The 26,732-nt window shown below is 58.4% G+C and carries 16 protein-coding genes; 10 read left to right on the forward strand and 6 right to left on the reverse strand.

Translation table 11 applies throughout. The annotated features are described in order from the left end of the window. Window positions 1–226: 226 nt before the first annotated feature. A complete protein-coding gene (locus WX88_RS16750; RefSeq protein ID WP_082116104.1) occupies window positions 227–2,716 on the reverse strand; it encodes a TonB-dependent receptor in 2,490 nt (829 codons plus the stop codon). A gap of 687 nt (window positions 2,717–3,403) precedes the next feature. Here WX88_RS16750 and WX88_RS16755 point away from each other — a divergent pair. From WX88_RS16755 to WX88_RS16765, 3 genes are all read left to right on the forward strand, one after another. Continuing rightward, entirely contained in the window at window positions 3,404–4,174 is a 771-nt protein-coding gene (locus tag WX88_RS16755) for an SRPBCC family protein (protein ID WP_046245543.1), read from the forward strand. 76 nt (window positions 4,175–4,250) lie between these two features. Continuing rightward, window positions 4,251–5,420 carry a zinc-dependent alcohol dehydrogenase gene (locus WX88_RS16760; RefSeq protein ID WP_046245544.1) on the forward strand — a complete coding sequence of 390 codons (1,170 nt, stop codon included), beginning with the start codon at window positions 4,251–4,253 and terminating at the stop codon, window positions 5,418–5,420. A gap of 317 nt (window positions 5,421–5,737) precedes the next feature. After that, window positions 5,738–11,776: a carboxypeptidase-like regulatory domain-containing protein gene (locus WX88_RS16765; RefSeq protein ID WP_046245545.1), complete on the forward strand. Its 6,039-nt coding sequence runs from the start codon at window positions 5,738–5,740 to the stop codon at window positions 11,774–11,776. Window positions 11,777–12,189: 413 nt separating this feature from the next. Here the strand turns inward: WX88_RS16765 and WX88_RS16770 are convergent, their stop codons facing one another. The 5 genes from WX88_RS16770 to WX88_RS27855 form a co-directional block, all read right to left on the reverse strand. Continuing rightward, a complete protein-coding gene (locus tag WX88_RS16770) occupies window positions 12,190–12,912 on the reverse strand; it encodes a DUF92 domain-containing protein (protein WP_197076817.1) in 723 nt (240 codons plus the stop codon). 119 nt (window positions 12,913–13,031) lie between these two features. After that, window positions 13,032–13,418 carry a T9SS type A sorting domain-containing protein gene (locus WX88_RS16775; protein ID WP_046245547.1) on the reverse strand — a complete coding sequence of 129 codons (387 nt, stop codon included), beginning with the start codon at window positions 13,416–13,418 and terminating at the stop codon, window positions 13,032–13,034. Window positions 13,419–13,427: 9 nt separating this feature from the next. After that, a complete protein-coding gene (locus WX88_RS16780; RefSeq protein ID WP_156176207.1) occupies window positions 13,428–15,083 on the reverse strand; it encodes an RICIN domain-containing protein in 1,656 nt (551 codons plus the stop codon). A gap of 192 nt (window positions 15,084–15,275) precedes the next feature. Next, a complete protein-coding gene (locus WX88_RS16785; RefSeq protein ID WP_046245548.1) occupies window positions 15,276–18,155 on the reverse strand; it encodes a carbohydrate-binding protein in 2,880 nt (959 codons plus the stop codon). Window positions 18,156–19,090: 935 nt separating this feature from the next. Next, the gene (locus WX88_RS27855) at window positions 19,091–20,254 is read right to left on the reverse strand and encodes a DUF2806 domain-containing protein (RefSeq protein WP_052732782.1); all 1,164 of its coding nucleotides are present in this window, start codon (window positions 20,252–20,254) and stop codon (window positions 19,091–19,093) included. Between the two features lie 245 nt (window positions 20,255–20,499). Between WX88_RS27855 and WX88_RS16795 the strand changes: the two genes are divergently transcribed. From WX88_RS16795 to WX88_RS27865, 7 genes are all read left to right on the forward strand, one after another. Then, a complete protein-coding gene (locus tag WX88_RS16795) occupies window positions 20,500–20,838 on the forward strand; it encodes a hypothetical protein (protein WP_046245549.1) in 339 nt (112 codons plus the stop codon). A 569-nt stretch (window positions 20,839–21,407) separates the two neighbouring features. After that, complete coding sequence (locus WX88_RS27860; protein WP_052732783.1) at window positions 21,408–22,682, forward strand: tyrosine-type recombinase/integrase; 1,275 nt, start codon at window positions 21,408–21,410, stop codon at window positions 22,680–22,682. A gap of 784 nt (window positions 22,683–23,466) precedes the next feature. Next, entirely contained in the window at window positions 23,467–24,789 is a 1,323-nt protein-coding gene (locus WX88_RS16805; RefSeq protein WP_046245550.1) for a hypothetical protein, read from the forward strand. Between the two features lie 124 nt (window positions 24,790–24,913). Continuing rightward, window positions 24,914–25,234, forward strand: coding sequence for a helix-turn-helix domain-containing protein (locus WX88_RS16810; RefSeq protein WP_197076819.1), 321 nt, complete (start codon window positions 24,914–24,916; stop codon window positions 25,232–25,234). After that, window positions 25,227–25,610 carry a hypothetical protein gene (locus WX88_RS16815; RefSeq protein WP_046245552.1) on the forward strand — a complete coding sequence of 128 codons (384 nt, stop codon included), beginning with the start codon at window positions 25,227–25,229 and terminating at the stop codon, window positions 25,608–25,610. Before WX88_RS16810 ends, WX88_RS16815 begins: the two co-directional genes overlap by 8 nt. Then, entirely contained in the window at window positions 25,603–25,815 is a 213-nt protein-coding gene (locus WX88_RS30170; protein ID WP_046245553.1) for a hypothetical protein, read from the forward strand. The genes WX88_RS16815 and WX88_RS30170 overlap by 8 nt, the downstream gene beginning before the upstream one ends. Further along, entirely contained in the window at window positions 25,805–26,731 is a 927-nt protein-coding gene (locus WX88_RS27865; RefSeq protein ID WP_052732784.1) for a BT4734/BF3469 family protein, read from the forward strand. Before WX88_RS30170 ends, WX88_RS27865 begins: the two co-directional genes overlap by 11 nt. Window position 26,732: the final 1 nt, after the last annotated feature.

The raw sequence follows: 26,732 nt of genomic DNA on the forward strand, positions 1-26,732 counted from the left end.
TACATTTGCGCCGTTAAACGCTCATCGCTCGCCTTTTATCGTTCCACGACGAGACGCAAAGTATTACGTCTCTACACCGTACTAGCGGCTAGTTTACCTCACATAAGTCGGCTCTTAGGCTTTGCCCTCTTCTGGCTTCGCGCATGGAGCGAACCGGGGTCATACCCGCTAGAGCCCGCCCAGAACACTAACAGCTTCCTAGAACTACACAGTAAGAGCAAAGGCGCTATTGAGCGCGGCGGCGCTCGTCTTCGGCGCCGCTGTTGCGGCGGGTGGCGGCAGCCACCTTGTCGTTGCCGAAGCGCCAGCCGAAGGAAAGGGTGACTACCCGTGAGTCGCGGCGCAGGAATAGCTCCTGCCGGTAGTTGTTGTAGATGGAGGTAGCCCGCAGGGGCGTGGTGTATAAGATGTCAGTAGCGGCCAGTTTCAGCGTGGCTTTGCGGTCCCATACCTCCTTTTTTATGCCGACTCCCAGCTGGCCGAAGGACTGAAATTCGAAGAACCCCACCCGCTGCCGCGAGTCGTAGCGGCCATTGATTTCCGCGCTCCAACCCTTGCCTAAAGTGAGGGTGCTGTTGCTGCTGATATTGTAGGCCGGACGGCCCGCCCGCAGGTCGGTACCGGCCAGGTTGCCATCGAAATGGATGTAGTAGAGCACCGCGTTATTGTAGACGGTCAACCACTTGCCTACGGTAATGGGTGCTGTGAGCGTGAGGCCCGCGTACTGCTGCCTATTCAGGTTGACGTCGGTCGAAACCGTCGTGCTGTCGGTTTCGGGGTAGGCCACGTCGGTGATGGGGTCCTGGGTGACGCTGTAGCTGAAGCCAGCGGTAAACTTCTGCTTAAAGGTATAATTCAGTTCCAGGTTGTAGCTGGTTTCGGGGCGCAGGTTGGGGTTGCCTTTGCCGGAGGTGGCCGGGTCGATGATGTAGCGGAAGGGGTTGAGCTGGCGGTACGAGGGCCGGTTGATGCGCCGACTCATGGACAGCGCCACTTCGTGCTGCTCGCTGAGGCTGTACTTCAGCGCCGCGCTGGGAAATAGCTGGTAGTAGTCGCGCTGGAAATTTTCGTCTTTCACCACTTGCCGGCCGGTGGCGTGGGTTTGCTCGCCACGCAGGCCCGCCTGCACGTTCAGCTTATTGAGGGTATGGTTCAGGTTGAAGTAAGCCGCCGAAATTACCTCGTCGTAGCGGAAGCGGTTGGAGAGGTTGAGGTTGGCCGTGGTTACGCCAGCCTGGGTATTCTCAAATAGCACGTCATTGTCGGCGTAGACACGGCTGGCTTTGGCGCCGGCTTCGAGGCGGGTTTTCGGGCTCAGCGACTGGGTATAATCGGCCTTCATCGCCTGAATGGTCAGCTCACTGGTCTGGTCGCTGGCCAGAGTGGAGGCCGGCTGGCCCGACAACTCAAAGAGCGTCGTCTGGCTTTGAATACGGTGCGTGGAGTAGCGGGCGTAGTCCACGTCGGCAGTCAGCTCGGGGCTGCCCGCCGTGCCCGCGCCAAACGTGTGCTTGAAATTAACGTTGGCCGTGACGTTCGGATTATTGCCCTGGCTAGTACTCGGGGCGGTGTAGTAGTCGCTCACCTGCCCCGCCGCATCATAGAAAGTACTGGTATTAGAGCCGGTGCTGTTCGGCAGCGGTCGGGGCACCGCGAAGCCCGCCACCACGGCGCCCAGCACGGTATTCTTCGACAAATTGATATCAGCCCCAGCTTTGTAAATGAGAAAGTGGTCGGTGGATACCACCCGGTTGCGCTGGTCGCTGGTACCTTTCAGCACCGAGGCCGCACCTTCCGATTCGTAGAACGACCGGTAGGTATTGCGCACCCCAAAACCTTTCCGGTTGGTATAGGTGGCCGAAGTAAAAAAGTTGAGGCCTTTGCGGCGGTGGTTGCCCGAGAAGCTGCCCGTAAACTTGCCGTACTCGCCGCGGCCGTAGCTCAGGTTGGTGCTGCCATTGGTGCCCAGGCGCTGGTCTTTTTTGAGGTTGATGGCGATGATGCCAGCTCCGCCCTGAGCATCGTATTTGGCTGGTGGGTTAGTAATCAGCTCGATGCTCTTGAGCTGATCGGCGGGTAATGCGCGCAGGTAGTCGGCCAGCTCGGCGCCGGTCATTGGCTGGCGCTTGCCGTCTATCAGCACCAGCAAGCCCTGGCGGCCCCGCAGGGCCAGGTTGTCGTTGGCATCTACAGTTACGCCGGGCGAGCGCGCCAGCACGTCGAGCGAGGAATTGCCGGCGGCCAGCGTCGAGCCCTCCACATTCACCACTGTACGGTCGGCGAGGCGCTCGAACAGCGGCTTCTGGCCGACTACGGTTACTTCCTTCAGGGCAGTGGCGGCGCTGGTTTGCAGTACCAAAGCGGGCATTACCAGGCCCGCGGCAGGCAATTCAAACGGCTCGCTCCAGTAGCGCACGTAGCCCACCTGCGATGCCGAAATCCGGTAGCGTCCGCCGGCGGATTGTTCCATACGAAAGGCTCCTTGCGCATCGCTGAATTCCGTTTTCACCACCACGGAATCGGCAGCCCGGTGCAGCGTCACGGTTGCAAATTCAACGGGAGCGCCGGCCCCGCTACGCACGCTACCACTCACATTAGCAACCGTTTGAGCATGAGCACCCAAAGAAATCAACAGGTTTATTACCACCAACGCGGCCCCCAAGCTCGCCTTGCTGTAGGTAAAATTCAGGTTTTTGATAGTGTAGTTGAGGGTCATAAGAAACGGTAATAGCGGTGCGACGATGGTTTTATTGGCTTGGCCAGTGGGCATGGCAAAGCCCAGTCTGGCCTCATAGCCATAGCGATAAAGGAGAGCAGTAGAGAAAAATCGGGGAATAAAATGTCGATTCCTCGGCCGGTGACCGACCAGCGGCGAGCCTCTTGCGGGAGGCCACCACCGGTCACCGAATCTGAGTGACGTACAAGGAGCGAGCAGTCTATTTGAACGGGAATACTTCGCGACTTTCGGAACGTTACAGCCGACGCGATTTTTTTTCGTCAGCAGCAGTTTAGACCTCTCACAGCAATCCCGAAGTCGGTGTCCTGAAGCGTCCTCGTGAGGTATCTAAGCCAGTTCTACGACTTGGATAAGCAGCTCTACGGTGATTGCTACTGCATGATGAAACGCTGCGGGGACGTGTTCTATTGGGCCCAACTGTGGCTATTATCCGCACGCCTTAGTAGTCCTTGTTGCGGGTGCTTTTGGCTCAGCAATGCGGGCAAAACAAATTGATAATTACGAGGGAATTAGAGATTTACGGCGTCCGTACGAACAACGCTTTACCTATCAGGCCGTATGGTTAACCATCTGCTACCCAATATAGTATTGATGAGCTTATAGCTACAAAGCCAGATATCAAGCCAAACACCAACAACCCTTTCCACCCTTTTTCCAACCTTATTTATGGCAACAAAAAAATCGCATGTGGCCGCCGGTTTATACGGTGATGCCCACACGCCCGCCACCGGTTTTGCCAACGTGAATGTGGGCACTACCGAACGAATTATATCGGCTGCTGGTGGCGCGCTCCTGACGTACTATGGCCTGCGTGAGCGTCAGGCCTCGAAGCCGCTCGGCCTGGGATTGGCAGCGTTGGGAACCTGCCTGATTTTGCGCGGGGCCAGCGGTTATTGCCCCGTCAACCAGCTCGTGGGGCGTGATTCGGCACAACACTCCCCTTCTAAAGCCATCAAAATCGTGCAGACGTTCACCATCAACCGTCCTGTGGCGGAGGTGTACGGCTTCTGGCGGCGCCTGGAGAACCTGCCTCAGTTCATGCAGCACATCGAAAGCGTGGAGCAGCTCGACGAGCGCCGCTCGCACTGGAAGGCCAATATCCCCGGCGGTCTGCTCAACGTGGAGTGGGAAGCCGAAATCGTCAACGACGAACCCAACCTTTTGCTCGCTTGGCAGTCGCTACCCGGCTCGGAGGTAGATAACGCTGGTGAAGTCCGTTTTCTGGAGGCCCCGGGCGACAAAGGCACCGAGGTACAGGCCGTTATCCATTACCGCGCACCGGCTGGTGCGCTGGGCCACGGCGTGGCCCAGCTACTCAATCCGGCCCTGGAAGAAATGGTGCGTTCTGACTTACGCCGCTTCAAGCAGTTGATGGAGGCCGGCGAGATTACCACCATCGCCGGCCAGCCTTCGGGCCGCGGCCGCGACAAAGGGTAGACATCGTCCCGACGGGGGCACCTCTCCCCGGACCCCTCTCCTCAATACAGTTTCAAACTTCTAATAATCAGAATCTATGAAAGCATTATGCTGGGTGGGAACCAACCACCTGAATGTCGAAAAAGTACCCGACCCTGAAATTATTAATCCGCGCGACGCCATTGTGCGCGTGGTGCTCTCCTCCGTCTGCGGCTCCGATTTGCACTTGCTTGACGGCTATGTGCCCAGCATGCGCGAGGGCGACATTATTGGCCACGAGTTTATGGGCGAAGTGGTGGAAGTTGGGCGAGAGGTGAAGAAGTTTCGGAAGGGCGACCGGGTGGTTGTCGGGTCGGTGCTGGGGTGCGGGGGCTGTTGGTTCTGCGAGAACCAGGCTTGGTCGCACTGCGACAACAGCAATGCCCACGCCGCGCTGGCGGAGAAAGCCTATGGCTACCCCACAGCGGGTATTTTTGGCTACTCGCACGCTTTCGGGGGCTACGCCGGCAGCCACGCCGATTTTATCCGCGTGCCCTTTGCCGATAACGGCATGTTTAAGATTCCCGAAGGCGTGAAGGATGAGGCGGCGCTTTTTGTGTCGGACGCCTTCCCGACCGGTTTCATGGCGGCCGACATGGCCGACATCGCGCCCGGCGACGTGGTGGCCGTGTGGGGCTGCGGCGGGGTTGGGCAAATGGCTATCCGCAGTGCTTTTTTGCTGGGGGCCAGCCGCGTTATTGCCATCGACCGCTTCCCGGAACGGCTGGCCATGGCCCGCACCCACGGCCGAGCCGAAACGCTCAACTACGAAGAAGTCGACATTCTGGAGGCGCTGAAGGAAATGACCGGCGGCCGGGGCCCTGACCGCTGCATCGACGCCGTGGGCATGGAGGCCCACACGCCCGGCCTCGAACATTACTATGATTTGATTAAGCAGCAAATCAAGCTCGAAACCGACCGGCCGGCCGTGTTGCGCCAGGCCATCATGGCGTGTCGGAAAGGCGGCACGCTTTCCATCGTGGGTGTGTACGGCGGCTTCATCGACAAATTCCCGATGGGCGCGGCCATGAACAAAGGTCTTACCTTCAAGATGGGCCAGATGCACGCCCAGAAGTACATGCCGCGCCTGCTCGACTACGTGCAAAACGGCGATGTCGACCCGGCCTACATCCTCACCCACCGCTGGCCCTTGGAGCGCGGCGCCGAAGGCTACCAGATGTTCAAGCAAAAAACCGACGAGTGCGTGCGGGTGGTGTTCGCACCGTGACCCCACCCCCGTCCCCTCCCCTCCGGGAGAGGGGTGCGTTCTGACAACGTTAGCAGTCGTCTGGCGCCCCTCTCCCGGAGGGGAGGGGATGGGGATGGGGTTTCCCTTAAAATAAGTCAGCCCCAGCCTCCCCAGGCTGGGGCTGACTTATTTTCAGAAACGCTGTAAACATGCTTGGAGTGGATTAAGCCTTGCAATGGAGCTGACTCAGGTTTCTTAGCGTGTTGAATAGAGGTTCTTTTACATCAACTTGACAAAAAGTTATGCATTTCGGGTGGGGGCGGCATCGGACTATCAGTCCTAATGCCCTCCTGCCTATGCGCCCGTTACTACTCGTACTCGTCTTTTCGCTCCTTTCCCACTCCCTCCGGGCGCAGCAGCGCCTGACGGAAGCCCGCCAACGGAGCTACCTCACCAAAGTGTTCCGGCTGACGGAGCAGCAGACCCGCCACCTTTATGAGCATGGCTTACAGTCGGCGCGGCCGGAATTCTTTACGCAGGTCGTCGATTCTTTTCCCACCGATGAGGCCCGGCCCCGCGCCTTGCCGCTGGGCTACTACCTGAAAGCCCATACCCAGGGCCCAAACTTGGTGTACGAGTTGCTCGCCAAAACCGACCGTGAAGTTCTGGTAGTAGACAATCAGGTGGATTTGACCCTGGTGGTACGTGACTCGCTGGGGCAGCTGCTGGCCGATGCGCAAGTGGCGCTGGCGGGTCAGCCTTTGCTCTTCGACCCGGCTACGCAGAGCTACTGGCGGGCGGGGGGCGGCCGGGCGGGGTTGGTGGCCGTCACACAGCAGGGGCGCACCACGTTTCACCCCCTGATGCAGACGTTTCCGTTCCCTGACCAACCTATTCGGCCCCGGGGCCACTGGCTGCGGCGGGCCAGTGGGCGCGTGGTCTATGGCTTTCCGCTGGGCTACCTATCGCGGCCCATGCGGCAGCTGGTCAACGACCTGCGCCATCCGGCCTATGCCTCGACGGGCCTGGTTGGCCTGCTTCGCTCCATATTCAACGAGGACGTGCGGGAGGAACGCCAAAACCGGCGCCAAAACCAAGCCCAACCGCCCAGTCGCTGGGCCAACTACGTGGCCACGAGCCAGCCGCGCTACCGCCCCACCGGCGACACCCTACGCCTGAAAGCGCGGGTACTGCGCCAGAAAAACGGCCGGCCCTACCGCCGGCCCCTCACCCTGTGGCTGGGGGCGGGCCTTGACGAGGGTATTGGCAAACGCATTGCCACGCTGCCTCCTACCCGGCCGGGCAGCTACCAATACACCCTGCCCCTGACCGATACGCTGGGCCTGCGGCCGGACACCTACGTGGGCTTCCGCCTGAAAGACCGGCACGACAACACACTGGCCAGCGGGCAGTTTCGGCTGGAAGATTACGAACTCAAAAACAGCCACTATACCCTGCGGGTGGCCGAAAAAACCCAGCGACGCGGGCAGCGCCAGGCCGTATTTGTGCGCGGCACTGATGCCAACGACCTCAACCTGCTCGACGCCCGGCTGCGGCTGAGCCTCACGCCGGCCGGGACGCCGGGCGTGCTGCCGCGTCGGCAGGTGTTCATGCCTGATACGCTTTGGACCCATAGCCAACCGCTGGAGGCGCTGGGCGAAACCCGACTCGACGTGCCCGAAACCGCCCTGCCCGACGTCGACTTTAGCTACCAGGTGCTGGCCCGCCTGCTCACGTCGGACAACGAACGCCGCATCCAAACGACCAGCGTGGACTTTCGCCACGACCCCAGCGAGTTGCACCTGGAACTGCGCGACGACTCGGTATACCTGGAATACCGCCACCTGGGCAAGTCTCAGGCACACGCCGCCACGCTCAATATCTCCTCGGCCCGGGAGGTGGGCAGCGGCGGGCTATTTCGGGGGCCGGTGCAGCTGCCTTGCGCGCTGCGGGTGGCAGCGCAGGCAGATTATTATGATTTGTGCGACGAGCAAGGGCACCAGGCTCGACTGGAAATTGATGAGACCAACGCCAACCTGACCCTACTTTCCGATCGCCCCGCCGACTCGCTGGTGCTGGCCGTGGCCAACCCGCGGCGGCTGGCCTTCTGGTACTACGTGTACCAGGGCAGCCGCTTGCGCTACCGTGGCTACAGTACCACCTTGCGCCTGGCAATACCCCACGCCGGCCCCGAGCCATGGTTTGCCTCCCTTCACTATTGGTGGGGCGAGCAGCTGCGCTCGGCCGAGTTCACCATGGCCCGGCCCGCACCCCAGCTGCTCATCAATGCCGAGCAGCCAGCCGTGGCGTATCCGGGCCAGAAAATCCGCCTGCGCTTCGCTGTGACGGATGAACAGGGCCGGCCTGTGCCCAACGCCGACCTGACGAGCTACGCCTACACCAGCAAGTTTGACCAGCCCGCCGCGCCGGTGCTGCCGGTGCTGCGGACGGCCCTGCCGGTACTGGGGCGGCAGTCGCTCCGCCGCTTCAAGCTGGCGGATGAATTCACCAACAACCCCACGCGCCACCTCTTGCGCTGGGCCCACTGGCGCCACGTGCTGGCCCTGGACTCGCTGACCTTTTACCAGTTCTTGTACCCGGAGAGCGGGTTTTTCCACGAGTACCGGCCCGCACCGGGCGGGCTGACGCAAGTCGCGGTATTCGTGGTCGACTCGGGCCAGGTGCAGCCCCCGATAGCGGTGTACGTAGACGGCCAGCCCGGCTACATCCACGACGTGAATCAGGGCGACCCCTACAGCGTGGTGGCGGACAGCGGCTTTCATACGCTGAGTGTACGCACGGCTACACGCCTCGTCACGCTCCGCGATGTGTACCTGCGCCCGCTGCACAAGCTCACGCTCAGCATCGATGTGAACCACCCCTGCAAAGAGCTCAGCGTGGAGAAGCGCCCGCTCAACCTCTCGACCACTGAGCTACTCGGCCTGCGCCGCTCGTTGGTAGTATTGGATAACAACCTATTGGAAACGAGTACGCTACGGCAAGGCTTGGTGCTGCATCCCGTCAAGCGGAATTACTTTGGCAGTTTCATCAGTGGCCCCTTCCGGCCCGATTCGGTGCTGTTGCGCGATGCCTACGGGTTCCGGCGCAAGTTTCTATTTGAGCCGCTGTTCCGGTATTCGTTTGGGAAGAACCTGTTGAAGATGCAGTGCATGGATGACAGCGAACTGGGACAGCTCAATGGCACCAATAGCTACAATCCATTAGCTTTAGATGGCTTCGCTTACACCGAAGCTGATTTCAAGCGCCGGCCGCAGTGGGCCGCTGCCGCCACCCCAGATTACCTCGAGGCCCCACTCGATGCGCCCCGCCTCACGCCCGCCGGTCAGGGCCGCCTGGAGCTGCGCCGCCCACTACGGCCAGCCAATGCCGGGCCGGCTTACCAGGAACTGCCGGATTTGCGCTACGTGCTGCTCACCCGCCCCGACCAACCCAAATTCCTGCGCCTGGACCAGTGCGATAGAATAGTACACGCCCTGCCGCCCGGCCGCTACCGCGTAGCCGTGCTGCTGGCCGATAGTTCCTGCCTGGCCCCGGCCGAGGACGTTATCATCAACCCCAATGGCCAGACGTATTACCAACTACGCCTTACGGACCGGGTTCCGGCGGGCCGGCTCAGCCGCCGCATCAATCAGCTGCTGTGGACCCGCCGCCCCCACAAGAACCCCGTTATGCTGGACAACAGCGTGCCCGCGCGGCGCGAAACCCGGGTAGAGATGCCCAGCACTCCCCAGCCCGGCTGGCGCACAGTGCGCGGGCAAGTAATCGATTTTGCAAGCGAGGAAGGCCTGCCCGGCGTGACGGTGCTGCTCAAAGGAACCACCGTGGGTACGTCTACGAATGCCGACGGCAGCTTCTCGCTTCAGGTACCACCCACTGGGTCCAGGACTCTCACTTTCAGCAGCGTTGGGTACGTGACGCAGCAAGTGACGGTGCGCGGACAGGCGGTGCTTAGCATTGCTTTACATACCGACACCAAGCAGTTGAGTGAGGTGGTTGTGACAGGCTATGGCATTCAACGCGAACGAGCTTCACTGGCCTACTCGGTTGCCTCGGTAACGACTAATTCCCTGCAAGGCAAGGTAGCCGGCGTACGAATTACCAGCACCCAGCCGGAGGCGGGAACGCGGATAATGATTCGCGGTGTAGCGTCGTCCAATGGCGGTGCCCAGCCCTTGATTATCCTCGATGGGCTGCCCTTCAATGGCCTCAGCACTGACATTGACCCAGCCACTATCCTCAGTATCAACCTAGTGAAAGACGCTCAGGCTACTGCGCTCTACGGCAGCTTGGCGACCAACGGCGTGCTGCTGATTACCACGAAGGCCACTACCGATGCCAACTTGCCCGGCCACGACCCGCGCTTGGCCCTGCGCCACCGTTTTAGCGACTACGCCTGGTGGCGGCCTCTGCTCCTGACCGACGCCCGCGGCCAGGCTAGCACCGACGTGACCTTACCCGACGACGTGACCAGCTGGAACAGCTTCGTGCTGGCTTCTGACGACCACGGCCGGCTGGGCCACGCCACCGGCAACCTGCGGTCCTTCAAGCAGCTGCGGGCGGAGCTGGCCACACCCCGCTTTCTACTGGCCGGCGACCGCACCCAATTGCTGGGCAAAAGCCTGAACTACGGCTTCGACACGGCCCAGGTGACGACCACCTTCCGCGCAGGAACGCAGGTGCTGCGCTCGCAGGCCCGGCAAGTCCGCCCGATGACGCTGGACACCCTCACCTTCGCAGCCCCGGCCGCCGCCGCGCCCGATTCCGTGACGCTCAGCTTTGCCCTGGCCCAGCCCAACGGCTATCAGGACGGGGAACAGCGCAGCATCCCGCTACTGCCGGTCGGCACGCGGGAGCAGGTGGGCACCTTCGCCACCGTCACCGCGGCTGATACTACTTTGCAATTGCCCATCAACCCGGCGCTGGGCGAAGTCACGGTGCGCCTGGAGAGCGACGCCCTGCCCCTGCTGCTATCCGAAATTGAGCACCTGCAGCGCTATGCTTACCTCTGCAACGAGCAGGCCGCATCCAAGCTCAAGGCGCTGTTGCTGGAACGGCGCATTCGGGAGGTTCAGCAACAGCCGTTTAAGGGCGACCGAGCTGTGAGCTTCCTTATTCGCAAGCTACTGGCGGGCCGTCACCAGCCCGAAAACCTGCTGTGGGGCACCTGGCCAAAATCAGAAGTGAGCCCCTGGGCCACCACGCACGTTGTGCAAGCCCTACTGGAAGCCGAAAAAGCCGGCTATAAAGTTAAATTTGACCGAACGCCGGTTCAAACCTATCTGCTGCGCGAGTTGGACAACCATTTTAGCGATGCGGCCGTGGCCGCCACCCTCCAGGGCCGCTCTTACAATTACTACGGCTACTACCGCTCGCCCGACGACGTCATCCGCCTGCTCGACCTGCTGCACCAGCTGGGCGCGCCGGTTGATTTTGTCACCTATCTCGCTCGCTTCGACCGCCTCCAGACCGGCCGTCAGCCCCTTGACCGCTACCTGGCGCTGGTGGGCCTGCGCCAGCGGCTGGGCCTGCCCTTCCAGCTTGATACGCTGCGGCGCTACCGGCTGCGCACCCAGCTTGGCGGGGTGTTTTATGGTGACACGCTGCACGCCTCCTCCTACTATGGCTACCTGCTGCGCGACAAAGTGGGCACCACGCTACTGGCATACCGAGTGCTGCGGGCTGTGGGCGGCCATGAGGCCGAGCTGGTCCGCCTGCGTGCTGGCCTGCTCAACCTGCGCCAGGGTGGCCACTGGACCAGCACCTACGAAGCCGCCGAAATCCTTGAAACCATCGGTCCCGACCTGTTCGTGTTGGGCCAGGCCACGTTTGCGCGGGCCAGCCTCAGCGGCAGCCTGAACCAAACGGTCACGCAGTTTCCCTTCACCACCAAACTGGCCGCTACCGCCGGACCACTCACCCTGCGCAAGGAAGGCCTGCTGCCGCTCTACGCCACCGCCTACCAAAGCCACTGGAACCCAGCGCCGGCACCCGTCACGGCCGCCTTTGCGGTGCGCACCGCGCTGGCCGGGCAAACCGGCACCCGCGTGGTACTGCGGGCTGGCCAGCCAGCCGAGCTGCTGGTGACGGTCGACGTGAAAACCGAGGCGCGCTATGTGCTGCTCGAAGTGCCCATCCCGGCCGGCTGCTCCTACGGCGAGCCCGCCACGCCCAACCACCTCGAAGCCCACCGCGAGTACCTGCGCCACCAGACCGGCATCTTTCTCGACCGCCTGCCCATCGGCCGACACCAGTTTCGCATTGCATTGCAGCCCCGGTTTCGGGGGGTGTACACCATGAACCCAGCCAAAGCGGAGCTGGTGTATTTCCCCACGAAGTTCGGGCGCTCAGCCAGCAAACGGGCCGTTGTGCAGTAAGCAATGCCGCCCGCAAAACAGGCCGCCCCCCCCGCCCGATTCATCGTTTAATTTGGATAAGCTGAGGTCATTAAAGCTTAAAAATAAGACAACTTGCTATTGTGGCCGCCACAGTGGTTATTGCCGTTGAGAGTGTGAACACCAGCTGCTGGCAAAGCTGAGGAAACCCCAGAGACATAAAAAAATCCCCGGTGGGGCGGCCGGGGATTTTTTGCGTGTAATGCTCCCATTACCGCGCATTACTTTTTACTCAGGCGTACGCTCAGCAAAGGAATAGTGTACTGCAATTCGGCGAAATTAACCGCGCCGTCTTTTTGCATCTGTATCCTGCAAACCCGAACGCACAACCGCAACAACTACGATGGAGAGTGATGATAAATAAAAATACTCTGGCTCGTCCGTTTTGAGGACTACTACAGGCTCAGCCCATACAAAGCGGCAATTGTCAGGGCGCCAATGAGGGTATTGAAAAAATTGACGGCATCATTGGCAAGGTAATGGCGCCGCTCAAGTGTGGCTCCCAGAATTGAATCGCTCAGATTGCCAACGGTGCCGGCCAGCAGGAGCCACCAGAAGGCCGGCACCCAGCCAAAGCTCAAGCAGTACGCACTCGCCAGCACGGTGCTGCCCGCCAGGCCCAACAGCGTGCCTTCTAAACTAATTACCCCATCGAGGCCTCGCGTATCGGGCTTGAGGGTGATGATGTTATAATAGCGGCGGCCGTACACGTTGCCCAGCTCGGAGGATAATGTATCTGCGGTGGCGGCGGCAAAACTACCCGCTAGCATTAGCTGGCAGATGGGCGCCACCTGCGGGTATTGCCAGCCGAGCAGCCCCAGCAGACCAGCTACCCCCGCATTGGCCAGGACCTGCCCTGCCGTACGACGGCCTTTATTGGCTTCGGCCAGGCCAAGCCGGCGCTTATCGGCCACTCGCCAGCCGGACGCTGCCGTGCCCAGCCCAAAGAACAAGGCAAGCAGGGCAAGCCCCGTAAACCCAGCCCCCAGGTAGATGAGCAGGCCCAACCCGCCACCCGTCCAGACAGCATTAGGAGTCAGCTTATTGGCCCGCCAGCTGTAAAACATGCCCAAGCCCAGCAGCAGCAGGACCAAGCCCAGTTGAGGCAACATCGCCATTGGTATTCGTGCAGAAGTAAATGCCCAAAGAACGGGCCTGCGGAGGACAATGGGGCATCTTGCGGGCCACCACTAATTTCGGTAAATGCCAGTGGGAACTGATACCAGAACTTCAGAAATTATTGCTTACTGATTTTGAACTGGGAAATGACGCCCACGCCCGAGAGCCGAACCAGATACAACCCTCTTTTCAGGGTTGTAAGGTCAAGCGTGTTTTGCTCGCCCACGTTGTCGTAAGCCTGCGAGCGCACCTGGCGGCCGGTGAGGTCGAGGATGCTCACGCGGTGTGCTTTCACGCCGGCGGGCAATTGGTAAGTCAGGGTATTTGCTACGGGATTAGGGTAGAAGCGGGGCGCAATCGTATGGGTTGCAGCGCCGGTTGCAGCCGCTACGCCGCGGGCCGCTCCCTGGTCACTGAACCACCATTTCTGGTTGTCGCCACTGACCCAATCCCACTGCTGAATGCCGGCCCCATCAGCAGTGGACACATTCTGCACATCCAGCACCTTGTTGCTTTACTTGTTCGTGATGCGGTAGGTGCCGTCGCCCACGGCTTGAATTAGCCAGCACTGGCTGTCGCCCGCGAACCAGTCCCATTGATGCACTAATGCTCCGTTGGCCGTCGATGGGCCGGGAATGTCCAGCGATTTGTTGCTGCTCACGTTCACAATGCGAACGTAACCACCGCCCATGTCTTCGAGCCGCCATTTCTGGTTGGCACTACCGCCCCAGGTCCACTGCTGCAGGCGGCCACCGTTGGCCTGCGAGTTAGCAGCAATGTCCAGCGCTTTCCCACCGTTTTTGGAGCTGATTTCATAAATGCGCCTCAAAGCCGGGCCACTGTTATTAATTACCGTGATGCCATCATAATTGCTGCCGCCGGGGTAATTCACAATACCGTTCTGATTGGGCGAAATGGCTCCCACGGTGCTATTGGGCACGCAGTTGGCAAATCGAATGTTGGTCAGCACTTGGTTCAAGTCGGTGTTGCCATCCACGATGTACGGCGGATTGATATGCATAAAGGCCGGGTTGCTGATGTTCTCAAAGCGCTTGTAGGTCCAGTGGCACCAGCCAATGCCCACGGAATTGAGGTTGCGGGCCGCTTCGCCCATCCAAGCGTCGGTGTTTTCGCCGGTTTCGCCCACCCAGATGGGCACGTCGTTATCAAAGCGAAAGCGTGTGAGATTGCTGATGGTACGCAGGTTATTGGCATTGCCGCCATCCACACTGTTCACATTGTTGTCGAGCAAATAGCCAGTACCGCTGTAGCGATGCGAGTTATACACCAGGTTGGCGGTGTTGGTGAAGGTGCGCTTCTCCATGTAATTGTAGTCGTTGCCCCAGCCATTGCCTTCCAACAGCAATAAATGGTTGTCGCCCTGAGCCCGCACCGTATTGATGAGGCGCTGCAATACATCGTGAATCTGCTGGTTGCTGGGCACGTTGTTGGGCTCATTCAGCAGGTCGTACATGGCTATGCGGGCGTCGTTCTTGTAGCGCTGGGCAATGGCGGCCCACAGCCGGTTGGTGATGTCCTGATAGATGGGCCGGTTGAAGAAATCCAGGGGCGTGAGCGAGTCCGAAATATTGGCATCGGTGCCCTGCGAGCCGGGCGCGGCATGCAGGTCGAGCACGACGTACATGCTGTTGGGCTGAGCCCACGCCAAGGCATTGTCAATCATGCGCCACGCTTCCATGTTGGCCGGGTCTACAAACAGCTGGTTCTTATTGTACCAGGTGGTGAGTGAGTCAACGTAGGCCGCGTAGGTGTTGGTACCATAAAGTACGCCGTCGCGCACGGCGCGCTGCGCCGGCGTCAGAAACAGGTCGTAGTGCAGAGGCAGGCGCACGCAGTTGAAGCCCTTCGACGCGATGTAATCGATGTCGAGCCTGGTAATGAAATTGTTGCGGTAGTTCCGGTAGAACGTCTCGATGGCGGCAGGACTCATGCCCGCATTATAGAGGGTTCGCTTCACCGCGCCTTGGGTCTGCTTGCCGTTGACGCCGGGCCACCCCACCTTCTTAATGTAGCCTTCCTGCACGGCCCATCCGCCGAGGTTCATGCCATTTAAAACAACCTCTTGGTTGCTGGCATTGACAATTTTAGGGCCCGCAGCGCGCAAAAAGCTTTGCGCGAAAGCGGCATTGCTGGTGTCCGCAAGGGTCACGAGCAACGCAAGCAGCACACAACGCCAGGGAGCGATAAACGGAGGTAAAACTATTTTTTTTATGGTAGACTGAATTAGGCTGAGTATTTCTACTTCATTTTCACTGCCTCACAAGGTCATGTCCGTCTGGAAAAAGGGGAACCCTACCTATTTATTGGTAGGGCTCACCTTTTTCTCATACCTGCATGCTCCTTAATTAGTGGTAATTCGCTTGACGAAATGTTCCTGGCCGGCGCGCACCTGGAGCAGGTATATGCCCTTCGGCAGGGTGGGCAAGCACAGCTCCGCGTGGTTCACCTTCTTGTAATGTTGGGCCGCTACTTTGGCACCCGTCAGGGTGGTGAGCACCAGGTCAACCTCCTCGTACTGCCGCCCCAGGTCAATGTTCAGATCCTGGCCGTCTACAACTGGGTTGGGATACACACGGGGCTCGGCCAGGGCACTGCTTACACTCTTGTTGCTCGTGCTCGTCAACTGGGTCGGTCGGCCGCTGGCAGGGGCGTTTGCCCCTGCAAAAATCACCTTGCCAAATCGGGCCGGAACGTGGTTCGACACTCCGTCGGTGTAGGTCCAGGTGTATAATTTCTCGCTGGCAGGAGAATTATAGTTGTGGTCTGCTCGTGCGATGTTCAACCGCCAAATATCTCCAGCATTCGGTTTGCCAAAAGTGGCCGGAGTAGCGGGGATGCCGGCGAAGGGCAAGGCTACTTCAACAGTCCATCGCACCCCACCGGTAGCCGAGTTAATGGGTCCGGTTACCAACGCTTTTACCGATAACCCGGCAATGTCCCAGCCGCTGTTGTTGATACCGCCCACTGAATACGGCTTGTTCATCACGAGGTCGTAGATGTTGCCGTTTGGTGCGAAACCGATTTCAGAATAATTCACACCATCGCCGTCTCTATCAATCAGTATCTCTAATACATCCTGCGTCCAAAGGGCCGCTTCGCGGGCCGTCAGGGTAGACCAAATACTCTTGTCCTCAATGGTGAAAGCGAGATACAAGTGGGTGTCGCTCCACAGTATTTTAGCGCTCGCGCTTTGGGTCGCCGTCGTACCATCCATATTTTGCAAGGTCTCGGTCGCAGGCGTATTTACCCAGGCAGCCTCATCCAGAACGCCGTCCACCGTGATAGGACCGGCCGTTTTGTTGATGGTGTACTCTTTAATTTGATTGATGCCGGGTGTGGTAGCGCTAGTACTTACGGCCGCAGAAGTAGCAACAACGCCTAGGTTATCGGTCACTTTTGCCGTAATGCTATAGGTTCCGGCCGGCACATTGGCCCAGGTGTAGCTGTAGGGCGCCGAGGTATCCGTGTTCAACAGTGTACTCCCCTGGTAAAATTCTACTTTGCTCACCGTGCCATCGGTATCGGCGGCATTGGCGGTGAGGGTGAAGCTGGCGGGAGCCACGGCCGTCGTGCCAGCGGTAGGCGAGCTTAAGCTCACGGTAGGCGGAGTATTCGCCGGGCCTGTCGGGCTGGCAGTAAACGAGAGCCAGTTCAAGTTCCACCCCCCAACTGGCGCATATACGCGCAGAGCTTGGGCTCCCGCCGGCAGGCTCACCGTGGCCGATGCCGTGGTCCAGGACTGCCAGCCACCCGTGGCCCCAATATTAAGTGTTGCCAGGCTCGTGCCAGCACTTGTGCGTAATTGCAACTGGCCTCCCCCCGGTTCACTCGCCACCCGGAAGCTGACGCTATAGCTGCCCGCCGAAGGCAGGTTGACGGTATAGTCCATCCAGGAGCCGGCGTTGATCCAGCCCACGTTCTGGCCGCCGCCTACGTCGGTGGTGTTTTCCACCTGCACGGCATTCATGCTGGCATAGGCTTCGGCCTGCACTAGCGTGCTCCCTGCGCCCAAGGGAGTGACGCTTACGGCGGTGGTAGTAGCAATGCTGGCGCCACAGGCATTGCTGGCTTTCACGGAAATGGTGCCGCCAGCATTGCCGGCAGTAGCCGTGATGCTAGTGCTGGTAGACGTGCCAGCCCAGCCCGTCGGCAACGTCCAGGTGTAGGCTGTGGCGCCCGGCACGACTGCCACCGAATATGTCTGCGTGCTACCTGCTGCCACGGTAGCAGCACCCGAAATTGGGCCGGGCTGGGTGGCGGCTGTGCAAGGAGTCGTAACCACCGTTTGCCCCGCTAGGTTACGCCGTTGCAATCCCTGAGCTTTGTAGCCATTTACCATCGTGTTTATCTGCGACAGGCTTTTTTCCTGGTCTTTGACAAACAGGGTCCAGTCGACCTGCATGGTCGTCTTACGGTTGGCCGAGCTGTTGCCTATTTGGGTAACCCCGCCCTCCGAAATAATCCAGTTGGCAAACGCAATATGCATGGGCGAGCGCGGGTAGACCGGCAAGCCCGCCTGGTTCTCGTTATCAGTAACCGAGTGCGCTCCCAGATAGGTATTGTCAATCCAGTATTTGACATTCACGCCATCGGTGCAAGAGGCGATAAATGTATGCCAGCCCTCCCACGACCTCTTCGAGTGGAAATAGGTTTTATAGGCCTTCCAGGGCACTGCCTGGTACTTATGGTAAGAAGTGGTGTATAAAACCGGATTGTTGGGCGACAATCCCCACTTGTCAGCGGCCAGGTATTCGACGATATCCAGCTCGCTGTACTTGCTACCGTCGCCGGCCAGGCTGGAGCTTACGATGGTAAAAAAAGTCTGCACATTACCATCGGAGTAGGTATTGGGCAGGTCCGTCAGATAAACGCGGGCGGCGTACGTGCCCGTGAAGTACTCAAAACTGTTTTCGATTCTGGCATTGGTAACGGCCTTTGTCGAGCCATTCACGGTAGTGCTAACCGTCATCAGCTTATTGCTGGCATTGGCCGGGTCGTTGATAAAGGCGATGTTGTCGCGGCTGTACTGGGCGCCTTCCGGAGGGCCGCTTCGCCCATTAACAATGGACCACTTGTTAAACGCGGACAGTTGGCTGTCATTCACGCCTGAGTAAGTAAAGTCATCAAACATGACCGTTTGGGCATAAACATTGCCGCAAAGAGCCACGCGGAGCAAAAGCAAGCCGATGAGCTTACTGAGGAAGGTTGGTTTTGTTTTCATAGGTTGGGGTAAGTGAGTGTGAGTAGGTAAATGGGTAAAGCGGAATTAAGTATTCAGTCCAGATAGCGCCAGCTTACTACATGACCAAGCACGGGCAGCTGGTTTTGCAGTCGTAGTACAGCTTCAGCACTAGATGCCGGTTTTGGGCCCAGCCGCAGATATTGAGTTGGCCCGCGCACATCCGTGCTATTTTCTATCTGCGTGTGATTCGCATTACAAGCATCGGCTCGCAGCAGCGAGGTCAAACATGCTAGACTAACGTATTAAATTACAACTTTTGTTTTTGATTGGGAATGGGAATTTAGGCAAGATAGAGCAGATTAATTCTCTCTCTCACTTAATTTAATACTAGCCCGTCGCCTCTATCAATAATTTTATTCCCTGAACTGAAACACTTTAAATACTTTCCTATCATCCAGGATAATAATAACTTCGCAACCACTTATTCGTAAATCAGTACTTGTCTCTGCTACACATTAGCATCAATATCTTGTATAAATTCAATTTTCTTCACTAACAAATCAACTGCTTTTAGCCTTGTCCGCAGTTGGTACTAATGATTTAATCAAGCCGCCCAAAAAGGAGTAGATTTGAGTCGCTGGACTCTGGGTCGAGGTGACGCTGATTATATAAAGCTTGTTAATGGCCGGGGCGGCCTGTATAGCAAAATCAGTTTTGGCTTTTCAGCTTAGGTATCCCGGTGGTCGACGGGCTGATGTGGCGACCTACCGGGCAGCTATTGAACAGTATCCTGGACGGTTTGAAACTTATACTGAACGAGACTACCGAGTTGGCGGGCGTAACGCACTGGCGGCCCTTTATCAGTAACCCAGCCGTTCTCACTACTAAAATTTAGTCGCTCGGCTTCGGGCAAGAGTGATTAAAGCAACACAGCCCCTGCTTCTTGACAGAGGCCGGGGCTGTTCTTCTTATTTCTAGCTATGCGATAGCACCTCTTGACGGGCCCCATCGGGCGTTTCTTTGGGAATCTCAATTAATGGCTCTGCATATACGAAGCTCCCATCCTCAGTCTCTCTGATTAATTCCGCATAGAAGGTTTGCATGCCCTCAGTTCGCATGGGTTTCGTAAAATCAACCAGGAAAGAAATTGGAAGCTTTGCATTACTAGCCACTAAACCATACAACTCGTTCCCTGCTTTGGTGTACGGGTAGACATTATAATGAGTAGAGACGGGTGCGTCACTTTGAACCACTAGGACTTGATTTCCAATCTGGAATTCGTCGCTTTGTTTGTCAACTGCTCCTGTTGACTCATCAACCTGCCCTGTATGGATACCAATATTACCGTCATTGGAAGAAACGAGCCCACAGTCTATCAATGCCATTAGGTTTTGATAATCGAAGCCATAACGTGCTGACACCATTTCATGGTAACCATAGCGCGAGATACCGACTCGACAAGCACCTCCGAAACGAACAGTAAAATTGGCGGCTATTCTGAACAGCTCGGCTTCGCGTTGGGTTAAATTCTGAAGAACCTCTAACGTGCGCAGGGAGTAGGAGCCGGGCTGTTTGATTTCACCCGCCAAGATATTCCCCCACAGGGCCTGCATTTCCTCGCTGGAAACGTCCTGTGAAATGCTGCGCAAGCGCGTGGTCCAATCCTGGTCTACAGGTTCCTGAGCAACCGTTGTTTCTTGCGATAATGCTTCGGCCGCGAACCCGGTCACGGCGTCCCAGTTCAACTGTTGAACCATATTTTCGTAGGCGGCACGGCGTGCGCTGCGCTCATGCAGGTCCTGCAATTCCGATGGGATACCAGCTAGTTGCGCCGACACTTCGCCCTGCGCGTTTATGTCCAAGCCTTTTAGTTCTCGCTGCGGGCTGCGGGCAAGAGCCCCCAGCATTTTGGCGCGCTCGCTCATCGTCTGAGTTTTTGCCCCTTCTACCAAGCGGATGCGCTCTGCTTCGTTACGGGCATCTTTGCTCACAAGCCAATACGCACTCACAATACGGCGTACTCCATCCGCAAGTCGGCCGCCGCCCGCACCTACTGTTTCAATCAGTTTGGTGAGCGGCGCGCTCAGACCCGCCAAGTCCTTGACGTTAAGTATGGCAGGTTTTGATTCCTCAGACATGGATTAAATGGAGAATTGGGATACCAAACTACGAAAAAGCTCTGACTGGTGGGCCGGGGCTATAGCACACTTTAACTATAATTCCGTTGCCGGCCCTGGCCCACCAGTAGACCTTTGCTGCTCACCAAGTCCTCGTTGGCTTAGTGGTCATATCCGCACGGCCGAAAACTCCGCCTGCTTTAGTCGAGACCTTCTCGTGTTCTTGCTGTCGCTGGTAAGCAGTGCTTTCTGTGTAGTTTCGTAGTGTGAGCGAACTACAAGATTATGAAGCAAAAGACCGAATTCTACGCTACCTGGTGACCAAATGGAAGGCTGATCCTGAGCATATTCCGATTGCATCCAGCACGGTGGCAGCCGAAGCGCTTTCTGGCATCCATGAGCAGGCGGCATACTTCAGCAATACTGACCCGCTAGTTGAACTTCACCCACGCAGCGTGAATATTACTGACTACTGGGTGGCACTAAAAGCAACCGCTGTCACCGAGTCGTTCATGCAACAGGACGGTTTCACGCGGGCTTTTCAGCAACAAACACCAAAGGAAGCCGAGGAAACGTCAGATAAGGCATTAGAGAGAGCGATATGAGTCGAGTCGACACTTTGCGCGTTAACACTATGAGCAAGACATTTATGAAAATTAACGTTGTGTTCTTATTCTTAAACACTGTTGTTGCTGCAATAACCCTTTGGGTTTCCTTCAAAAAGTGAACTCTTGCTCACCGGGCTGCTAACGAAACAGGGCCGCCACGTCGCATGACGGACGACCCTGTTTATTAACGCTGTTAATATTAGTCTCTAAGCATCCGTTCTCGATTGTGCTCACATTGAGGACACTTATCCATAACAGCCCAATTCATTTCTTCCCATTCTAGGAAATGTGTATCTCCGCGCGTATCCTGAAAAAGAGAAAAGGCCGTTTTCACTAGGAAAACGGCCTTTTAGGTAGCGGGGACTGGAATGCAACCTGTATTTCTAGGCCGACCCTATACTACCACAAAAATGCCTCTATACGGCCTGAAAAACGCTTTTTGCTCTGTCAGTAATCAATACAAGTAAGAGCAAATACGGTACGAATCGGCTTTTTTGTCCTACGTTCCGTCCTACGATAGGACAGATTCGCTACCTTTGAAATGGCAACTACTAACCCGTTTCATTGTGGCAAAACCCTCTCAAATCTCCTACCTGCTGAACGCGCCCGGCGCGGATAAGCCAACCCCTATTTTTACCTTCCTGAGCCTTGACGGGCGACGGGTGAAGGTATATGCGAACCGTTCCATTCACCCCCGGCAATGGGACGCGACAGAGCGCCGCGCCCTGACACGGGGCTACCCCCGCAACGGGGCGCTGAACGACTGGCTAGACCTGCTGGCTGAACGCCTCACCACTTGCTGCGATACCCACGCCGCCGCTGGCACCGCGCCCACGGCTGCCGAGCTACGGGCGCTGGCCGAAACGGAAGCGGCCGCCGCCGAACCGAAACCCGTAGCCGCCCCCGGCGGGCTGTTCTGGCAGTACTATGAGGAATGGGTGAACTATACCCGCGCCGCCGGCACCGTTCGTACGGCACAAGCCCACGCCACCGCCGGCCGGCACTTGCGGGAGTTCAGCGAAGCACAAGGCTATGCTATCGACTTTGATACTCTTACGCCCACCGTGGGCGACCGATGGGCGGCCTACCTGCTGAACGTGGTGAAGCTGACCGACAACACCATTAACAAACACCTGGGGCGGCTCAAAGCCTTTATGAAATGGGCCGCTAAAAGGGGCTACACCGAAAACACGGCCCTTGACCGCGTAAGCTGGGCGCGGCGGGAGCCAGACGTTATAGCCCTGAGCACAGCAGAGCTGACCGCCCTGGAAACCCTGCCCTTGCCCGCCGGCTCCCGCCTTGAAAAAGCCCGCGCCTGGTTTCTGCTGGCCTGCTACACGGGCCTACGGTACTCCGACCTGGTAAGCATAAAGCCCCAGCACGTACGGCCCGCTACGGCTACCCTTCCGGCACACTTGCGCCTGACCGCGAAGAAAACCCGCGCCGTGGTGAACGTGCCCCTGAGCGCCCGCGCCCTGAGCATTGTGAACCGACTACTGGCCGGCGAACTGGCCAGCGTGAAAAGCCAGCCTATCACGAACCCCGTGCTGAACCGGTTCCTGAAAGAGCTGGGGCAGCTGGCCGGTATCGATACCCCCGTGGAAGTAATACGCTACCGGGGCGGCATTGCCGACGTGGCCACGGCCCCGAAATACGAAAAGCTGACCGTTCACACGGCCCGCCGTACGTTCGTAACCCTGAACCTGGGCAAGGGCATGAGTGCCGAGTTTGTAATGAAGCTGACCGGGCACACGTCCTATAAATCCTTTCAGCGGTACGTGAACCTGACACCCCAGCGCGTAGCTGAGGAATTTGCCCGGTTCCACGAAATGCCGGATTAGAGAGGGGAATAGGTGACAAAAGGAGACACACCCACGCGGGCGTTTCCACACTTTTCTACACCCTAACGCGGGCGCGTAGGGCGGGGTAGGCAGTTTGCCTTTTATTGCCTTATTATATGGGTTGGCAGCTAAGTAATGCTGACAAATGCTGACATTTCAGGGTGCTTAATGGGCACTGTTATTCTTCACCTAGAGCTGGCAAGCCGTGATAACCAATGAAAATAACTACTACCGCCTAGCGGCTGAGTATGATACGACTGTTAAAGATGCTCAACTGGCCGCCGGGCGGGTCAAGCCCGATGATTGTTTGGCCTATGAGCTACGGCAGTTTATGGAAGTATATTCCAAACAGATTCATAATCCAGCCCCGTCAGGTGGAGAACCGGAACATCTAGCCAGCTCCCATCCTGACTACCCCCAACGCTTTGCCGAGTATCAAGAAGAAGCACGGCAGCAATTAACACGGGCTTATGAACTTCGCAAACAGGAACTTGCTGATGAACTAGCCTCTATCCGTGAGCATAACCCAGTTGATGAACGGCTGTTGCTAGCTCATTTGCTGAAAGAAAGTGCTCAGTTGTTGCTTAGTGAGTATAATAGCTATCTGACACGGGTTGCAATAGGCCGCATACTAAAGAATGGCTCAGTAATAGGACTGTCTATCAAGGGGACAGAATACCCAAAGGATAAGGCAGCTAGATTACGTCTGCTTAAAGAGCATTTAGTTAAGCCTCATTATGGTTTTACTTATGATTCTGGCCCATATAAAGGGTTACAAAGGGGCTTGATTTTATCCGCTGCCTGTGCGGCTGAACTAGGCCACTTTCGGCAGCTATTACCTGATTTTCAAGTATTTGAAATTGATAAAAATGCAGTTGGCACATTAGCTACGCAACCGGCGGTGCTTATCGGCAAGTATTACCCTAACCTGGGGCAGCACTTGCCTTCGCCCACGTTGCCGGAGTTAGCAGCGGAATGGTATTCTGACCTCTCTAGGCTTGGCAAAGAGGGGCTTGATTACTACGTTACCGCCCCGCACGAACGGGCGAGTAACAAAGAGGAGTTTTTGACCTGCCTAGCTATGCTGCTTGCTGAGGCCGAACAACACGCCCACCTGCCTGGCTACGGCTACCGGCGGCATTACACGCCGGAGTTCTTAACACCCCAACGGGAAAGTGAATTGGAGGCCAGCGGCCGGGCTGCGCTGCGGGCCGTTCGGGAGTGGCACACGCTGGCCAGCCTTACGCCTATTGAACAGTTTTTGCACCGCGCCCGCAAAATTGAGCTATGGGAAAACGAACGGTATCAATTAGCAACCCGTGAGGACGGGCATGAGGAATGGAGTGAGGAATACGGGGTAATGCTACTGGCTTTGCAGCGGGCGGTTCCTACGGCTAAAAAGAAGCTATTGCGGGCAGCTTATACGGAGTTGAAGCGGCTACTACCCACCATAGAGGCCGGCCGGCCATTGAAGTGGCAACGGCTTTACGATGAGGGGCGGCCATTTTTTGCAAGTACCCTTACAGCTACGTATGCTTACTCAGAGTTTACCCCTTTACGCCCTACGCAAAATACTACAAGCCAAATAAAGGAGCTGTTTTTTCAGTACCTACATGTACACCTGTTTGAAAAAGAGTGGCACGTATGGCAGGCTCTAATTCTGCTGGCCGGGGCGCTGGGGGAAGCGGCACCGCCAACGCCCGAAACCTTTCGGGAGAGGCAAACGGAACCCGCCCTGGCGACCCTTGCCCTCGACGTAGCTCCGCCCGACGCGGCGACCATTTGGGCCTCTCTGTTATGCAAAAATGTTAAGTACACGTTGGAAAACCTCGATGAACTGCTGGTGAGCCTTGCGCTACTGACTGACGCGGCCAGCCGCACCCCCACGCCCGAATTCAAAGGTTCGGCCGTGCTGGGGGCGGTAAAGGCATTGCGCGAACGTCGGTATTTGCGAACGGCCAATAATGCGAAGCTGGCCCGCCTGCTGGCCGAACGTTACGGCACCGACGCGGCCAACCCCCACACGGTAAAGCGGGGCACCGAACAGTTGCCGGAGCCAGCCACGCCCGTTTATACCCGTGCGCTGGCGTTGTTGCCCGCCCCGTAACGTTCCGTAACAGCCTACACAAATACATTTTTTCGACACGGTGTAATTGTGCAGATTTCAGGCCCACGCCAGCAGTCCCTTTGCCTTCGCCAACCCGGTAAACTCCCCCGGCGAAGCGAAGCAAATGCCAACTCTAATAACTGCGGGAATAGACTATCCGCAATTTTTTGATGACCTGCGGGCCGTTATTCGGCACGAACTACAGGCCCACGCCCCCGCCGCGCCCGTGGCCAGCACCGCCCCGGCCGATGAGCTGCTGAGCATCCGCGAAGCGGCTGAGCTGCTGGGGGTAACGGTGCAAACTATTCATTCCTGGAAACAGAAAGGAATGCTACGCTACCATAAGCTGGGCTCACGTTCATATTTGAAACGTGTCGATGTGCTGGCCGCGTTGCAGGGGCACCAGCGCACGGTAAAAACGGGAAAGGGGGGCGGCCGTGGGTAATCTGTTGCTGGACAAAGGAGCCGTATTCCTCACTTGGGCGGGCACCCTGTGGGAGGTGGCCCCCGTACGCCGCCGGGATTGGTCGGACGTGGCCAGCGGGCAATTCGTCTTTCTGCTGGATTCCGGCGAAGGGCTGGACTACGGGAGCCGTACGCTGTGGGCGGGCTACGTAACGGGCAACCAATTGCGGGGGCGCGGGCGCGGCCGGCTGCAGTTTCGGCCTACCCCAGCCCGTCCCGGCGATGATGAGCTATTTGAGTTTGAAGGGGAATCGATACGCCGGCTGTTGGTGCCCGTGCGGAAAATCGGCCCGGCGGCGGTGCTGCACTTGCCCGCGCCGGCACCGATACGGAAAGGAGGGCCGCGCCGTGGCTAAGCTGGTCTATCGTCTGGGCATATCCGGCCGGGCCTTGCTGGCCACCCGCCCCGGGCTGGCTACGTTCCTGGCCGGGTTGCCTCACCTGAACCTGAGCGACACGGGCCGCCGCAACGTCTGCAGTCGTTTCGGGCTGTCCGATGCCGAGCTGGCCGCCGCGCTGGCCCATGCCCACGGGCAGAAAGGGGGAAGCCATGCAGCCTAGCCCCGCCCCCTTTGATGCCGACACGCTAACCTGTGCCCTGGTGCTGACGGGCAAGGCCACGCCCACGCCGGCCGCCCTGCGCGCCGCCCTAGTTGAATTGTACCCCGCCGGCAACGGCCCCACCGTAGCCGACGTGCTGGCCGGCGGCTGGCTGGTGCCCACCATTGACGGGCGCGGGCTACGGCTGCCCCCGCTGTCCCTGGCTGAACAGGATGCCCGACTGGCAGCGGCCGATGCGCCCGACCAAACCCGACAACCCGACGCAACCGCGCCGGCTAACAACAGTAAGGGAGCAGTAACAGAACCGGAATTTTCCGAAAGCCTGAAAGGGGGCGAAAGCAGGGAAATTGCAGGGAATGCGGTGCCCCGGTTCAGCTACTACCGGGGCGGCATTGCGGCTACCATACCCCACGCGGCTATCACACCCGCCCAGCTGCACACGGTACTGACTTCGCCCCGGCACCGCGCCCATACGGAAGCCCTACGCGCCGCCCCCGTGGGCAGTCCCCAGCGGGCTACGCTCAAAAAGGGACTCGACTACGTAACGCCCGCCGGCACCTTCACCCGGCGGGCCAACACCGCCCTGGAAAGAACGTCGGGCCTGCTGGTGCTGGACTTTGACCATGTGCCCGACGTGGGCGCGGCCCGCGCCGCCCTGCTGGCTGATGCGCTGCTGGCCCCTGAGCTGGTGCTACTCTTTACCAGCCCAAGCGGCGACGGATTGAAGGCCCTGGTAAGAGCCGACCCCAGCGCCGCCCACCTCGACACGTTCCGCGCCTACGCGGCCTACCTGGCTCACCATTACGCCCCGCTGGGGCTGGTGCCCGACGAAGCCGGCAAGGACGTAGCCCGCGCCTGTTTCGTGCCCTACGCGCCCGATGCCTGGCTGGCCCCGGCCTACGCCCCGGCCGCCTGAA

The sequence above is a fragment of the Hymenobacter terrenus genome, assembly GCF_000972495.1.
Classification (GTDB): Bacteria; Bacteroidota; Bacteroidia; order Cytophagales; family Hymenobacteraceae; genus Hymenobacter; species Hymenobacter terrenus.

Bases quoted from the DNA above. Each gene is read 5' to 3' on its own strand.
- WX88_RS16810 (WP_197076819.1), top strand. From the start codon at position 24,914: ATGCCAACTCTAATAACTGCGGGAATAGACTATCCGCAATTTTTTGAT.
- WX88_RS16785 (WP_046245548.1), bottom strand. From the start codon at position 18,155: ATGAAAACAAAACCAACCTTCCTCAGTAAGCTCATCGGCTTGCTTTTG.
- WX88_RS16765 (WP_046245545.1), top strand. From the start codon at position 5,738: ATGCGCCCGTTACTACTCGTACTCGTCTTTTCGCTCCTTTCCCACTCC.
- WX88_RS16770 (WP_197076817.1), bottom strand. From the start codon at position 12,912: ATGGCGATGTTGCCTCAACTGGGCTTGGTCCTGCTGCTGCTGGGCTTG.
- WX88_RS27865 (WP_052732784.1), top strand. From the start codon at position 25,805: ATGCAGCCTAGCCCCGCCCCCTTTGATGCCGACACGCTAACCTGTGCC.
- WX88_RS16760 (WP_046245544.1), top strand. From the start codon at position 4,251: ATGAAAGCATTATGCTGGGTGGGAACCAACCACCTGAATGTCGAAAAA.
- WX88_RS16750 (WP_082116104.1), bottom strand. From the start codon at position 2,716: ATGACCCTCAACTACACTATCAAAAACCTGAATTTTACCTACAGCAAG.
- WX88_RS16755 (WP_046245543.1), top strand. From the start codon at position 3,404: ATGGCAACAAAAAAATCGCATGTGGCCGCCGGTTTATACGGTGATGCC.
- WX88_RS27855 (WP_052732782.1), bottom strand. From the start codon at position 20,254: ATGTCTGAGGAATCAAAACCTGCCATACTTAACGTCAAGGACTTGGCG.